The sequence below is a fragment of the Sphingobium sp. CR2-8 genome (assembly GCF_035818615.1).
GTDB lineage: Bacteria > Pseudomonadota > Alphaproteobacteria > Sphingomonadales > Sphingomonadaceae > Sphingobium.
The window spans coordinates 21,648-33,975 of the sequence record NZ_JAYKZY010000003.1 but is presented as its reverse complement, the minus strand read 5'-3'; the positions used below and the strand labels follow the sequence as shown (position 1 = coordinate 33,975).

16 protein-coding genes and 2 pseudogenes are annotated in these 12,328 nt (G+C 61.7%); 10 read left to right on the top strand and 8 right to left on the bottom strand.

The genetic code is table 11. The features are described from left to right. The 3 genes from U5A82_RS21475 (at position 1) to U5A82_RS21465 (ending at position 1,944) form a co-directional block, all read left to right on the top strand. The gene (locus U5A82_RS21475; RefSeq protein ID WP_326293054.1) at positions 1-1,263 is read left to right on the top strand and encodes a Y-family DNA polymerase; all 1,263 of its coding nucleotides are present in this window, start codon (positions 1-3) and stop codon (positions 1,261-1,263) included. Between the two features lie 63 nt (positions 1,264-1,326). Continuing rightward, a complete protein-coding gene (locus U5A82_RS21470) occupies positions 1,327-1,665 on the top strand; it encodes a hypothetical protein (RefSeq protein ID WP_326293053.1) in 339 nt (112 codons plus the stop codon). Positions 1,666-1,701: 36 nt separating this feature from the next. Beyond that, positions 1,702-1,944 (top strand): hypothetical protein, encoded by a 243-nt coding sequence (locus U5A82_RS21465; RefSeq protein WP_326293052.1) that lies wholly within the window; start codon positions 1,702-1,704, stop codon positions 1,942-1,944. A 660-nt stretch (positions 1,945-2,604) separates the two neighbouring features. Here U5A82_RS21465 and U5A82_RS21460 read toward each other — a convergent pair. The 5 genes from U5A82_RS21460 to U5A82_RS21440 form a co-directional block, all read right to left on the bottom strand. Further along, positions 2,605-2,817, bottom strand: a complete 213-nt coding sequence (locus U5A82_RS21460; protein ID WP_326293051.1) for a hypothetical protein — start codon at positions 2,815-2,817, stop codon at positions 2,605-2,607. A gap of 20 nt (positions 2,818-2,837) precedes the next feature. After that, positions 2,838-3,884, bottom strand: coding sequence for a Fic/DOC family protein (locus U5A82_RS21455; protein ID WP_326293050.1), 1,047 nt, complete (start codon positions 3,882-3,884; stop codon positions 2,838-2,840). 2 nt (positions 3,885-3,886) lie between these two features. Continuing rightward, on the bottom strand, positions 3,887-4,144 hold the full coding sequence (locus U5A82_RS21450) for a hypothetical protein (protein ID WP_326293049.1): 258 nt from the start codon (positions 4,142-4,144) through the stop codon (positions 3,887-3,889). Positions 4,145-4,271: 127 nt separating this feature from the next. After that, positions 4,272-4,658, bottom strand: coding sequence for a DUF3768 domain-containing protein (locus U5A82_RS21445; RefSeq protein ID WP_326293048.1), 387 nt, complete (start codon positions 4,656-4,658; stop codon positions 4,272-4,274). 252 nt (positions 4,659-4,910) lie between these two features. Next, positions 4,911-5,753, bottom strand: coding sequence for a hypothetical protein (locus tag U5A82_RS21440; protein WP_326293047.1), 843 nt, complete (start codon positions 5,751-5,753; stop codon positions 4,911-4,913). 238 nt (positions 5,754-5,991) lie between these two features. Here U5A82_RS21440 and U5A82_RS21435 point away from each other — a divergent pair, with 238 nt between their 5' ends. The 3 genes and pseudogenes from U5A82_RS21435 to U5A82_RS21425 form a co-directional block, all read left to right on the top strand. Next, positions 5,992-6,321: an ArsR/SmtB family transcription factor gene (locus U5A82_RS21435; RefSeq protein ID WP_037521976.1), complete on the top strand. Its 330-nt coding sequence runs from the start codon at positions 5,992-5,994 to the stop codon at positions 6,319-6,321. 10 nt (positions 6,322-6,331) lie between these two features. Continuing rightward, entirely contained in the window at positions 6,332-6,853 is a 522-nt protein-coding gene (locus U5A82_RS21430) for an arsenate reductase ArsC (RefSeq protein ID WP_326293046.1), read from the top strand. Beyond that, positions 6,850-7,065: pseudogene (locus U5A82_RS21425) on the top strand (ArsC/Spx/MgsR family protein); the annotation flags it as partial. The gene U5A82_RS21430 and the pseudogene U5A82_RS21425, both read left to right, overlap by 4 nt. Positions 7,066-7,134: 69 nt before the next feature. Here U5A82_RS21425 and U5A82_RS21795 read toward each other — a convergent pair. From U5A82_RS21795 to U5A82_RS21410, 3 genes and pseudogenes are all read right to left on the bottom strand, one after another. Beyond that, positions 7,135-7,614, bottom strand: a pseudogene (locus tag U5A82_RS21795) (ParB/RepB/Spo0J family partition protein); the annotation flags it as partial. A 41-nt stretch (positions 7,615-7,655) separates the two neighbouring features. Beyond that, positions 7,656-7,847, bottom strand: coding sequence for a hypothetical protein (locus U5A82_RS21415; RefSeq protein ID WP_008830625.1), 192 nt, complete (start codon positions 7,845-7,847; stop codon positions 7,656-7,658). Positions 7,848-8,316: 469 nt separating this feature from the next. Further along, positions 8,317-8,721 carry a MerR family transcriptional regulator gene (locus tag U5A82_RS21410; RefSeq protein ID WP_326293045.1) on the bottom strand — a complete coding sequence of 135 codons (405 nt, stop codon included), beginning with the start codon at positions 8,719-8,721 and terminating at the stop codon, positions 8,317-8,319. 70 nt (positions 8,722-8,791) lie between these two features. Between U5A82_RS21410 and U5A82_RS21405 the strand changes: the two genes are divergently transcribed. Genes U5A82_RS21405 through U5A82_RS21390 form a run of 4 tightly spaced genes read left to right on the top strand, consistent with a single transcriptional unit; the run spans position 8,792 to position 12,326 of the window. After that, positions 8,792-9,433, top strand: a complete 642-nt coding sequence (locus tag U5A82_RS21405; protein WP_326293044.1) for a cation diffusion facilitator family transporter — start codon at positions 8,792-8,794, stop codon at positions 9,431-9,433. A gap of 40 nt (positions 9,434-9,473) precedes the next feature. Beyond that, entirely contained in the window at positions 9,474-9,806 is a 333-nt protein-coding gene (locus tag U5A82_RS21400) for a hypothetical protein (RefSeq protein WP_326293043.1), read from the top strand. A 55-nt stretch (positions 9,807-9,861) separates the two neighbouring features. Beyond that, positions 9,862-11,151, top strand: coding sequence for a TolC family protein (locus U5A82_RS21395; RefSeq protein WP_326293042.1), 1,290 nt, complete (start codon positions 9,862-9,864; stop codon positions 11,149-11,151). Further along, positions 11,148-12,326, top strand: coding sequence for an efflux RND transporter periplasmic adaptor subunit (locus tag U5A82_RS21390; RefSeq protein WP_326293041.1), 1,179 nt, complete (start codon positions 11,148-11,150; stop codon positions 12,324-12,326). Before U5A82_RS21395 ends, U5A82_RS21390 begins: the two co-directional genes overlap by 4 nt. The last annotated feature ends 2 nt before the right edge of the window (positions 12,327-12,328 follow it).

Sequence of the window (12,328 nt, the reverse complement as noted above, 5' to 3'; positions counted from 1 at the left end):
ATGTCTTGGGCCATCGTCGATATATCCAACTTCTACGTGAGCGCGGAGCGGCTGTTCGATCCGACGCTACGCGGCGTGCCAGTCATCGTCCTGTCGAACAATGACGGATGTGCCATCGCGCGTAGCGAGGAGGCCAAGGCGCTTCACGTCCGCATGGGCGATCCAGTCTTCAAAATGCGCGACCGGATCAAGCGCCACGGCATCCAGATCCGGTCGAGCAATTACGAACTATATGCAGATCTGAATCGGCGCTTCAACGCAGTGATCGCCGACCATGCTGACGTGATGGAAATCTATTCAATCGACGAAAGCTTTTTCCGCTTGCCTGCACTGCCGAACGGCTTGGGGAACGTGAAGATGGCACACCTGGTTCGTGACGACATCGCCCGTTCCGTAGGCCTCCCAACCCGGATCGGCCTCGGCCCGACGCGCACGCTCTCGAAGGTCGCCAACGCACTCGCGAAGGCTAGCGAAAAAATATGGGGCGGGGTTGTAGACCTTCATGATGTCGAACTACGCAGACGCCTGTTCGAGAACTGGCCAGTCGGGGAAGTATGGGGCGTCGGAGGGGCACTGGAAGCGCGTTTGCGCACGCTGGGTGTTAGAACGACCGCTGACCTGGCCGCGTTGCCACCGGCTGTTGCTCGCGATGTCGGTACGGTGGTGCTGGAACGTCTCGTCCGCGAGCTGGGCGGCGTCGAGTGCGACGATTTCAAGATCGCGCCAGAGCCACTGAAGGCAACGGCCGTCACACGCCAATTCGGCGAACCCATCACCGATCCGGCAGAACTGCGTGAGGCGATGGCGCGCCGCGCCGCCCGCGCCGCCGAAAAGATACGAGCGCAGGGTCTGGCTGCGGGGCGCTTGATCGCCTTTGCGCATGGTTCACGCTATCGGCCTAACCCGCCGTCGGCCTCGCGAACAACTCGCCTCTCACCGCCGACTAACGATCCGCGCGTGATCGTCGGGATCGCGGGGAAGATGATGGATGCGATGTTTCAGCCTGGAGGGGTCTATAACAAGTGCGGCGTGTTGCTTGAGGATCTGACGCCGGAAGGAAAGGGACAGACAGACCTTTTCGCCGTGCCCGACCCCAAGGCTCCCGGACTGTTGGCCGCGATGGATGGGATCAACGCGCGTTTCGGCCGCAACACCATAGTCCTGGCGGCTCAGGGAAGTGGTGCCCGTTCCTTCGATACTAAACGCTCGCAGAAAAGTCCGGCTTGGACGACGAAAATCAAGGAAATCCCGGTCGCTCGATAGCAGGCGAGAAATCAAATCGCTGACATGTCTTGCATCTCAAAACGGACGAACAGAAGAAGAGGTGTGAAGAAAAATCTCAACTCGCCCCAAATCGCTGCATGTCTCGCCGCAGGCGCTGTCGGCGGTGTCTTCGTGCCGATGCTGCTGCCCATAACTGCGATATGGGGTCGGCTTGCCACTATCACTGCCGGCGAATGGCTTCAGGCCGGCGCTGCTGTCATCGGCGTCGCATTGACGGTGTGGGCAACGCTGTGGCTAGAGGACCAAAAACGCAAGCGTGAACAGCAAGAGGAGCAGCGCCTAATTAGAGAAGCCCTGGCACTGCTGAAGAGTGTTTTGCCAGGCGCATCCCAAGCCGTGAACGCCGAATGGGACCTATCCAAGCGTATCCTCATGACTTAAGCCCATTACGAAATGGTGCGTACAGGACTGGAATCTGTGTCTTACGCACGACAAAGCTACCGCATCCGCAGCTATAATCTGTGGAACGCGCTGACTGCGATCGACATCGTACATGCTCCTGCGCGCGCGCGGCTCATCAGCGAGGAAAACATCGTCCGTGGAAATCATGTAACCGACGCTGTTTTGGCAATATGCCGGGAAAAGATAGAGGAGTTCGCAACAGAGCTGACCGCCCCCGTCAATGCTGCTGTGGAGGCACTGGCTCAAGAGCGCGTCTGACGGCGCTTCACCACGCATGGCTCGCACCGACTACCCTACCTCACAGAAAGATACCCCGATGTACTTTGGCGCCAAACCGATGACGACGTTCGCCAGTATATGTATGATCGTACTTCGAGAATTTAGAATTGCTAGCGGTTGCAGCCTTGAATCTCTGTCAGACCGATTGAATATCAAGCCTGAAGATTGGTCTAGCATGGAGACGGGCGGACGCGCCTTACAGTTTGAAGCTTTTGTTAGAGCCTGTCATCAGCTCAACACCAAGCCTGCCCAAGTTATTTATCTCAGCGAACGCTACGCCGGAATATTAGAGGCTCTAGGCTGGGATATTCTTTACAATCGGATCGCAAAACCGGGGAACGACAACCTGTTGGAGAGCGCCAAAAGCTATTGGGCGAGCGCTGGGGGAGAGGCTTCTTACGAGACGTGCCGATATGGCAAGAACCAACGCTCGATTTCAACGGGACTTGGCTGGTTGCCCCCGTTTTCCGCTATGCTTTGTATCCTTGGTACAAAGATTCACAGGACAATCCGCCACCTTTGCACCTTAATCTCACGCCTCTCAGGCTGCCTGACGACCAAACCGATACAGATGCGAACAGCGCAGATTGATCGGACTGCAATGCCGCGCGAAATGCGCTCTCGACGTAATCGCACGAGTCAGCGGCTGCGATCCTTGGTGGTTAGGGCTGGCGAGTGTGCCTCGCCAAGCAGTGTATCCATTGCGCTGCCCGTTCTGATCCGGTCGGCAACGAGCTGGCGGGTGGATTCCCCGATGGAAACGACCATACGTGCGCTTTCTCCGCGCTCGCGGGCAGTCTGCATGGCAGCATCGACGATGCCTTGTGCCGCTGCCAACCGGCTGTCGGCCATATTGCTTTCGGGTGAATTCTTCAGGAACGCGGCGGCAAGCCGTTCCTGCCCGGGCGCGTGGCCGGGGGCAGGATCGGTCGCTCCAGGGCGCGAACCGCACGCTGAAGCTGCACCGGCTGCTGGCCGTTGATCTGTACGCCCAAGGCCGCCCCGATCTCCCGCACGCGCTCCAACGGTGTTTGCTCGGCCGAAATGACCGCATCGACCTGTCGCACCCCCAGATAGGTCAGGAGATGGGATTGATAGACCGGCCCCTTGGCATGCCGGACATAGGCCAGTTCGGTGCGCGCGGCGGCAATCTTCTCTGACGGCGCATCCTGGTCGATTAGCGTTCTCAGACGCTCACCAGCCTGCTGGCGAGCGGGCGGAAGATACCGCTCCAATTCCTCGCGCACCTTGTTCATGGTGATGCGGTAACGCTGGGCTGTCGGGGGCGCGCGCTGGGGGAGCAAGGCGATCCCATGCGCGCCGATGCGCGCTTCCGGCGCGGCGTCGCGCTGAACCGCAGCGGCAGCGAGCACAGACGCCATCGCGCGATGATCTCCCGTCAGAAAGCCATGCCGCGACGCATCCATCCAGAGTGTTTTGTCGATCGAGGCGATACGGATGGGATGGCCTGCCTCACGCGCGACATGGGCGGCATGGTGGCGCATGGTGCGCCCATTGCCTTCGCGGAAAGGGTGAATGGCGTTGAGTTCGTTGATGTGGTTGCCAAGCCGGTCGAAAAACTCGTCGCGCGCGATGCCGCGAAAGCCATTTTTCGCCGCCATGTCGGCGAACAGCTTTTCGAGTTCGCGAGCGATATAGAGGGGGGCGGCAAAGCTCGATCCACCCTTCGCGATGTTGACGCTGCGATCCTCGCCTGCCCAATCATAGAGGTCTTGGAACAGGTGCTTGTGCAGCGTTCGATAGCCATCGGCCGAACTGAGGAACGTCTGGCGGGCGGCCTGTGCGCCGCGCGCCATCGTCAGCCGCCGCTCGGCTTCATTGAGCGTGGCATCGTCGGTAAGTCCAAGCCGGTTCCGCAGGATGTCGGTGCCGGGATAGGTGTAGGGATCGTCGGCCAATGTCAGCCTGCAACAGAGTGCATTCCCGGCTCGTAGAGGCCGAGAATGATCGAGGCCATCAGCGAGGGCGGGACGCCCTCGTCGAGCATTATGGCGAACAAGGCATCATCGTCATCGCTGGGCGTCATGTCTTCGATGACCAGATTGGCGCGCGCATCGGCAACGTCTTCTCGCCAGAATGCGACCTGCTCGGGCGTGCCGCGCTCGAAGTCCATGCCTCGAACGCGCTCGCGAAATGCCTCAAGATCCATCTGCGCCATCCCCAATCATCCTTCCCCGTTAACCCTACTCTGCCTATCGTGATTCCTCAACAAATCACTTGGTTGAGCGGTTGCGCAGCCGGGAAGAAATGTCAGTCCCCCGGCTGCCGATCTGGACGGATAAGTTTCAGTATTCATTCGATAACATGATCGTCAGCACGCGCTTGGTGCGCTGCTCGTCCCACGGTGCATCACTGCCAAAGTCCAGATTTGGCGCATAATAGTCGATCTTCCAAAATACGGTCATCGCAATCGCCTCGTCATCATCGGGCCGATCCTGCGTCCACGCACCCGATGCGAGGCGAAAAATCGCCCCGAAATCATGCTCACCATAAGGGTCATTGTTGTCGTCGAATTTCGAGAACCGCGCGATCAACGCCAATGCGGCGGAACGGTCGGGATCGGAGAGAGTTTGAAACCCGATCGTGACATTGGCGATGGACGTAATGCCGGGATTAGCGCGCGCCGCATCGTTCAAGCGGCGGATGGCATCGGTTTGCTCGGGGGTTTGCATCACTCGTTCCTTTCATCTGGCATGGGCTGCAAGGCCACGGGCCGGGCAACCCTGCCGTTCCGGCGAGGAACGGGATGGGGAGGGAGGGCGAGAATCTGCCGCTGGCGCGGGCGGGCCGTCATAGCGCGGCCGAAATCCCGCAGGGCTTCGGGTGCCGCGCTTGGCGGATTACACGGGCGGCCGATTGTCGTTCGGGAACGAAAGGGCAGCGCCCTTGGCGTTCCCCGCGACACGCCGATATGGGCGTGTCGCCTAGCGCATATCCTCGTAGCGCAGGCGCTTCCTCACCAACGGGATGTCCTGCAAATTCTTGACCACCCGATTGTTGCCGCCCAGCGCACGCCATTTCTTCTCGCGGGCGCGCGCAGCGACCAGCGAAAACTCCATGATATGGGCCACGGCCATCGCCGACTTGCCCATATCGAACAGCCGGTAACAGATTTCGACGCCGCGCGGGGTCAGGCAGCCGCTATGGTGGCGGTTGTCTGGCCAACGCGGGTCGAACATGCCGACCAGTTCGCTGTCCTCAAGCGATAGTTCGGAATTAACCGCTGCAATCGCATCGATCCGCTTGCGAACGAGTTTGCGGATACGGCGGTCGAGGCGCTTCAGATCGTCGCGCAGCGCGCGCTCGGTTGCCTCAAACAACAAGCCACGCATGCTTATCACGCCGACATAATGTTTGGCGATCTTCCGCTGCTCCAGCAGCAGCCGCATGGCCTTGAGGCGGTCCAGCGCCTCATAGTCGTATTGCTGCCGATCCGGCATGAAGGCGAGATGATCGCGAACCCAGGAATCCGGATTGAGATCGGCCGTCACCTGATCCAGATGGTGAGCGATGCTGTTTCGCCGGCCGATCAGTTTGACCATTTCGCGGCGTTCATCGGCCGTCAGCACGCCTTCCTTGACCAGGTAGTCGAAGGCCCGCTGCACTTTCTTGCGCTCGGGTACTTCCGGCGCAGGTTCGGTCGCCTCGTCATCATTGCGCGAGAGCTTCCAGCGCTTTTGCGTATCAACGGTTTCAACGACGCTGCGCTTCAATTCCTCGGCGTGATAGATGACCAAGATCATTTCCAAAGCGCGGTGGCGGATCATGCAGCGCTCCAGTTCCGGCAACCGACCGCGATATGGGTCGGTGAAATGGCGCTTCCGGCCCTCCCATTGCGGTGTTTCAGTATTCTTCATGGTTCAACCATGCGGCAAAACTGGATGTGCGGCGAGCGCGGCCATTCCGATAAAACTACAAACGTATCTCGCCATTGCGGGCGCAGGAATCCATCGGCAATTTGCGATACGTATTGACCACTTAAAACCCATCGGTTATTTGCGTTGTATGGAAACCGACTCTTCTCTCGCGATATTGGCAGCCCTGGGGCACCCCACTCGTCTCGATGCCTTTCGTCTGCTCGTTCGACATGAACCTGACGGGCTATCGACGGGCCAGCTCGTGGAAGCGTCGGGGCTGACACAAAGCACGTTCTCGACACATCTCGCTGTGCTTGTGAAAGCCGGTCTGGTCCTGCCTGAGAAACGCGGGCGCCAACAAATCCAGCGCGCGAACATCAAGGCCCTGAAGGATCTCATGCTGTTTCTGGCGAAGGACTGCTGCCAGGGCCGTCCCGAGCTTTGCGAACCGCTGGTTGCCGAACTCACCTGCTGCTGAAGGATTTACCGTGACTGATAAGGTCTACAATGTGCTGTTCCTGTGCACCGGGAACAGCGCCCGCTCGATCCTGGGCGAAGCCCTCATGAACAAGCTCGGAGAAGGGCGTTTCCAGGCCTACAGCGCCGGGAGCCAGCCCAGGGGCGATGTGCATCCCATGGCGCTGTCGGTGCTGACCGGCCTCGGCTTCGACACTGCGGGGATGCGGTCGAAAAGTTGGGACGAATTTTCCGCACCCGACGCCCCGAAATTCGATTTCATCTTTACCGTGTGCGACAACGCCACCGGTGAAACTTGCCCGGTCTGGATCGGGCATCCGCTTACCGCGCATTGGGGCATCGAAGACCCGGCCGCCGTAGAGGGCGAAGGCCAGCGCGAGGCATTCCTACAGGCGCTGCGCTTCCTTCAGAACCGGATTTCGCTGTTTCTCGCCCTGCCGATCGCCAGCCTCGACGAGATCGCGATGCGCAGCCAACTCAAGGAAATCGGGCAGGCCGAAGGGGCCAGCGCCAAAGCGGGAGCCATCAAGTGACCACCGACATCATCATCTATCACAACCCCGAATGCGGCACGTCGCGCAATGCGCTCGCCATGATCCGCAACGCTGGCACCGAACCGCACGTGATCGAATACCTCAAGACGCCGCCAACACGCGCTTTGCTGGTCGAACTGATCGACCGCGCCGGCATGGCACCGCGCGATCTCTTGCGCGAGAAGGGCACCCCCTATGCAGAGCTGGGCCTGACCGTTTGCGGCCTTGCACACCTTCACTTGGAAGTCGTGATCGTCGGTGAGGGTGAGCGCGCGGGCCGCTTCAAGGGTCAACTGGTCCTTGGCGATCAGGTCGATGAGCACCGGGGCCAACGCGGAAAGGCGCAGCATCTTATAGACGAAGCTGACAGCCTGACCGAACCGGGCCGCGATTTCCTCGGCGTCCATGCCGGTATCGCGCAGGGCTGCGAAGGCGCGGATGCTGTCCGCAGGGTGCATGTCCTCGCGCTGGAAGTTCTCTGCCAGCGACAGTTCGATAGCCTCTTCCTTGCTGCGCACCTCGACGGGGAAAAGATCGCTGTTCCTGACCTTCTTGCGCTTCACCAGTTCCTTGAGGCCGCGATAGCGCCGCCCGCCCGCGAACACCCACAACAGCCCGTCTTCCTCATAGGCGACAAGGTTCTGCAACAGGCCGTGCGCCTGAATGTCGTCGGCCATGGACTCCATTGCCGATGGCTTGACGCGGCGCTGGTTGAGCGGGGAGAGACGAAGCTGCGACAGCTTGGCGGTGATGATAGCCATGATGATTGCTCCTGATCTGTGATGTTGATGATGGGGGGAGGTCAGCCTTCGAGGGCTGCGAGTTCGTCAAATTCGGCGGAAGCGCGCGCAGCGGCATCGCCTGCGTAGGTCGCCCCGGTGCGCGGATAGAAGAACACGCGCTCGCCCTTGCGGTAGGGGCTGCCGTCCGCGCTGGTCCCGTCCACCTTGGCCCGCTTCCAGTAGGGATCGCCCTTGTATCGTGTGTAAGCCATTGTCCTTGTTCTCCTTCCTTCGGGGCTGAAAGCCGCTTGCTCTGCGGCATGCGGCTCTGCCTCTCCGGCGAGGAGCGGGATGGGGAGGGAGGAGGAAAATCGATGGCCTGGCGCGGGCAGGCCGCCCTAGCGCGGCCGACGCCCATCGGGGCGTCGGGTGCCGCGCTTGGCGGACCACACGGGGCTGTCGATTTTGCTTCGGGAACGAAAGGGCAGCAGCCCTTGGTGTTCCCCTCAAGCGTGCGGGCCTCCGGGGGAGGGCCGTGAGCGTCCTACGAAGGCAACACCGCGCCGTAGCGCGGCAATAAGGGGTGTGCCATGTGGCACACCCCCCGCGCGAGGATCGTCACCCGAATGGGCTGAGACGCCGGCACGGTGGCTTAGTCGGCGCTCGCGCCGATAGAGCCGTGCCCGGCAGGGTCGCGCCCGAAACTGTGGTCTTCAAAAAACCACCGACCAGGGCATCGGATCATGCTCGTCCCGGCGCACCTGACGACAGGGCATCGATCACCTTGCATTCTGCAATCGTGGTCGCTTCGCAGCCACCACCCCATCGCACAACCTCACGGCGCAAGGCTGTAAGGTCAGCAAGTTTCCGGTCGATCTCCTCGATATGGAGAGCGACGATGTCGTCCACACCCTCGCACGACCCGCGAGGATCATCAGCCAATCGGAGCAAATCGCGCACCTGATCCAGAGTGAGCCCCAGATCGCGTGATCGTTTGATGAAAGACAGTCGATCAAGCTGGGATCGGTCATATACGCGATAATTGCCATCGCTGCGGGCAGGGGCAGCAATCAGCCCTTCCGCCTCGTAGAAGCGAATGGTTTCGATCTTCAGCCCGGTTTGCCTGGCAATGACACCGATCTTCATCTGCGGTCCTTGACCCTCTAGTAGGATGAGGGTTCATATAGGGTACTCGACACGCGAATCGAGGTATCAAATGGCGGACGACTGCTGTTCCAAAAAGAGCGACACGATCGCTGAACTGGGCCGCAAAGCCGACCAACGCCGTGTTCTCATAACGGTCATGGCTATCAACTTCGTCATGTTCGTCGCCGAGTTCAGCGGGGGCGTTTTCGCGCGCTCGTCGGCGCTGATGGCGGACTCTGTCGATATGCTCGGCGACGCCTTCGTATATGCGCTGAGCCTTTATGCCTTGAGCCGAGGGCCACGATGGGAAGCAGGCGCAGCGCTAGCCAAGGGCGGCATCATCCTCGTCTTCGGCATCGCGGTCGTGGTTGAGATTGCGGACAAGCTGGTGAACGGCGTGCCGCCTTCATCGACCCTGATGCTCGCCTTCGGCAGCATTGCGCTCATCGCCAACCTCCTATGCCTTTCGCTGCTTTGGCAGTTTCGATCGCAGAACGTGAATATGTCGAGTACATTCGAATGCTCGCGCAACGATGTCTTCGCCAATATCGGCGTGCTGATCGCGGCAGTGCTGGTAGGCGCGACCGGATCGGCTTGGCCGGATATTCTGGTCGGCGGCGTGATCGCCCTCATTTTTCTACGCTCGGCCTGGCGTGTGCTGCGCGAGGCGACCCGCGCATGGCGCGCCGCCAAGCCGTTGTCTGCGAACTAATACGATGACACTCGGCGGCATCTCGACTAGATCACCCGGCATGCTGCGCAAGCTCTGCTCACTGCTGCTGGTCATGATCGCGTCGTCGCTGGTGCTGACGGCGACGGTTCATGCGCGCGAAGTTTCCGGGCAGCTCATGGTGGATTGCGCCGGCGTCGTGCATGAAGATGGCGATGCCGATCAATCGCAGGGCGACAGCGACAAGGCCGTGCCGCATCATCACAGCACCTGTCATGGTCCAACGCTGAACATTGCGGACGTGAGCGATCTTTATTCGGTGGGCCCAGCAAGTGGCCTGCACCCGTTTCCTGTGCCGCAAAGCGCACTTGCGTCCTATCGGGCTGGCCCTGCATTGAGGCCTCCCGCCCTCTGACAAGGCCGCCGGTCAGCCTCGCTGACCAGACGTATTTTGTCAGGATCACCAGAAAATGAAAAAGATGTTCGTGGCCTTCATGGCCGCGGCGTCCTGCGCATCAATGGCGCAGGCGCAGCAAGCGCCGATGGCGGGAGCGGCACAGCCGCTTCCCGTTTATACCCTCGATCAGGCTGTTTTAGCCGCAGGTGGAACGGCACCGGCTGCCGATGCCGCAACCGCTGCAATCGAGGCGGCCAGGGCTGGTCGCACAGTGGCGGGCTTACGGCCTAATCCCGTCGTCCAGGGGCAGGTCGAGAACGTGGCCGGCTCTGGTCCCTACAAGGGGCTGCAAAGCGCCGAGACGACCTTCGGTGTCGCAATCCCGATCGAGCTTGGTGGCAAGCGCGGCGCCCGCGTTGCAGTTGCCAGCGCACAGCTATCACGTGCCGAACTGCAGGCGGCTGTCGCCGCAAGCGACATTCGCCTGCAAGTCACGCAGCTTTACGTCGAGGCCATCGCGGCTGAACGCAGGCTCGTGACGGCGCGCGATCAGGCACGGATCGCCGCCGAAGTGCTTCGCGGCGCCGGGGTACGGGTCCAGGCGGGCCGTGCCTCGCCGCTCGAACAACAGCGCGCCGATGTCACCAGGATCAATGCCGATGCCAATGTCGAAAGGCTGGCGCGGCTTGCGGACGCCGCGCGGGCCAATCTGGCGCGCCGGATCGGCCGACCGATCGATGGCACACTCGACGCCGGGCTGCTCGATCGACTGCCAGCATCGACCTTTGGCCCGTTGCCACCACCGCAGACCGAAGGGACATTGGCGCTAGCGGCAGCGGACGCCGATCTTGCCATTGCCGATGCCGGCATACGGCTTGCGCGTGCCAATCGGGTGCCAGATCTCAATGTCGGGCCTGCCTTGCGACGGCTAGAAGCCACCAACGATACCGCTGCGGTATTCGCCATTTCCATTCCGATACCGCTGTTCAACAATGGCCGCGCCGCCATCGCGCAGGCGAGCGCGGAGCGCACGCAGGCCGAAGCAATGCGGCGCGTCACCGCGCTCGATGTCGAGCAGGCGATCACCGATGCGCAGGCAGAGGCCGCAAATGCAGCGACCACCGCACGCGCGGCCGCGGGGCCAGCGCTGGCGGCGGCACAGGAAGCCGCCAGAATCGCAAGGATCGGCTACCGCGAAGGCAAGTTCGGCCAGCTCGATCTCCTCGATGCCGAACGCACCCTTGCCGAAACGCGCGTCGCCGCGATCGACGCGCTCGCCAACTATCAAAACGCCCGTGCGCGATTGGAGCGGCTGACAGCCGCCGCGCCGACGACAATGATTCAGGGGGACACCAACCGATGAAGACCATTCTTATGGGCGGCGCACTGCCGCTCGCCGTTGCCCTGTCCCTTTCCGCCTGTGGCGGCAGCGCGGAGCGCGGCGATGCCGCCACGGCCAACGAAGCTGGCGCCGAAGCGCAAGGTGCTGGAAAGAAAGACGCACACGCCGATGAAGGCGCGATTACGCTTTCAGCCGAACAGATCACCGCTGCTGGCGTTCAGATCGGTCGCGCGATGACGGGCGGAGCTGGCACGATCGAATTGCCTGCGACAATCGAGGGCGACCCGCAAGGAACACAGGTCGTCTCGGCCGCGATCGGCGGCCGTGTCGTCGCATTGACCCGCAACCTGGGGCAGTCGGTCGGCAGGGGAGAGACCGTTGCGGTGATCGAAAGCCGCGAGGCAGCCCAGCTCAAGGGCGAAGTCGAGGCGTCGCGTGCCCGTCTCGCGCTGGCCAATTCCAACCTCGCGCGTGAACAGCGGCTGTTCGCGCAGCGGGTCTCGCCCGAACAGGATCTGATTGCCGCGCGCACGGCGGCAACCGAAGCGCGTATCGCTTACGCGCAGGCGCAAAGCCAGGTTTCGGCCGCTGGCGGCGGCGGGGGCGGGGGTGGACTAAACCGTCTTGGCATTACCGCCCCGATCGCTGGGCAGATCATCGCGCGTCCGGTGGTGCTGGGACAGACCGTTACAGCCGATGCCGAACTCTACCGCATCGCCAATCTTAGCCGGGTGTCGCTTGCGCTCAACCTCAAGCCCGAAGACGCGGGCAGGGTGAAGCCTGGCAATGTCGTCACAGTGAAGGCGCCGGGTCGACAAGGCACCGCCCGCATCAGCTTTGTGTCGCCTGCGCTCGATCCGCAGACGCGGCAGGTTCCGGTGATCGCGACACTCGACAATGGGGCCAGCCAATGGCGCGTCGGCGAGCCGGTCACGGCCGCCGTGCAGCTTAGTGGCAGCGGTGGCAGCAATGCAATCCGCGTACCAACCACGGCCGTCCAGACTGTCGAAGGAAAGTCGGTCGTGTTCGTCCGCACCCCCAAGGGGTTCCAGGCGACCCCTGTGACGCTGGGTGACGCTGCCGGCGATACCGTCATCGTCCGCTCTGGTCTTACGGGTCGCGAACAGATCGCCACCACTGGCAGCTTCACGCTCAAAGCCGAACTCGGCAAGGGCGAAGCGGCGCACGAGGATTGATG

Excerpts from the sequence above, each read along its gene's own strand:
- U5A82_RS21405 (WP_326293044.1), top strand. The coding sequence starts at position 8,792 with ATGGCGGACGACTGCTGTTCCAAAAAGAGCGACACGATCGCTGAACTG.
- U5A82_RS21460 (WP_326293051.1), bottom strand. The coding sequence starts at position 2,817 with ATGGCCGACAGCCGGTTGGCAGCGGCACAAGGCATCGTCGATGCTGCC.
- U5A82_RS21450 (WP_326293049.1), bottom strand. The coding sequence starts at position 4,144 with ATGGCGCAGATGGATCTTGAGGCATTTCGCGAGCGCGTTCGAGGCATG.
- U5A82_RS21475 (WP_326293054.1), top strand. The coding sequence starts at position 1 with ATGTCTTGGGCCATCGTCGATATATCCAACTTCTACGTGAGCGCGGAG.
- U5A82_RS21440 (WP_326293047.1), bottom strand. The coding sequence starts at position 5,753 with ATGATCCGCCACCGCGCTTTGGAAATGATCTTGGTCATCTATCACGCC.
- U5A82_RS21390 (WP_326293041.1), top strand. The coding sequence starts at position 11,148 with ATGAAGACCATTCTTATGGGCGGCGCACTGCCGCTCGCCGTTGCCCTG.
- U5A82_RS21400 (WP_326293043.1), top strand. The coding sequence starts at position 9,474 with ATGCTGCGCAAGCTCTGCTCACTGCTGCTGGTCATGATCGCGTCGTCG.
- U5A82_RS21445 (WP_326293048.1), bottom strand. The coding sequence starts at position 4,658 with ATGCAAACCCCCGAGCAAACCGATGCCATCCGCCGCTTGAACGATGCG.
- U5A82_RS21435 (WP_037521976.1), top strand. The coding sequence starts at position 5,992 with ATGGAAACCGACTCTTCTCTCGCGATATTGGCAGCCCTGGGGCACCCC.
- U5A82_RS21395 (WP_326293042.1), top strand. The coding sequence starts at position 9,862 with ATGAAAAAGATGTTCGTGGCCTTCATGGCCGCGGCGTCCTGCGCATCA.
- U5A82_RS21410 (WP_326293045.1), bottom strand. The coding sequence starts at position 8,721 with ATGAAGATCGGTGTCATTGCCAGGCAAACCGGGCTGAAGATCGAAACC.
- U5A82_RS21415 (WP_008830625.1), bottom strand. The coding sequence starts at position 7,847 with ATGGCTTACACACGATACAAGGGCGATCCCTACTGGAAGCGGGCCAAG.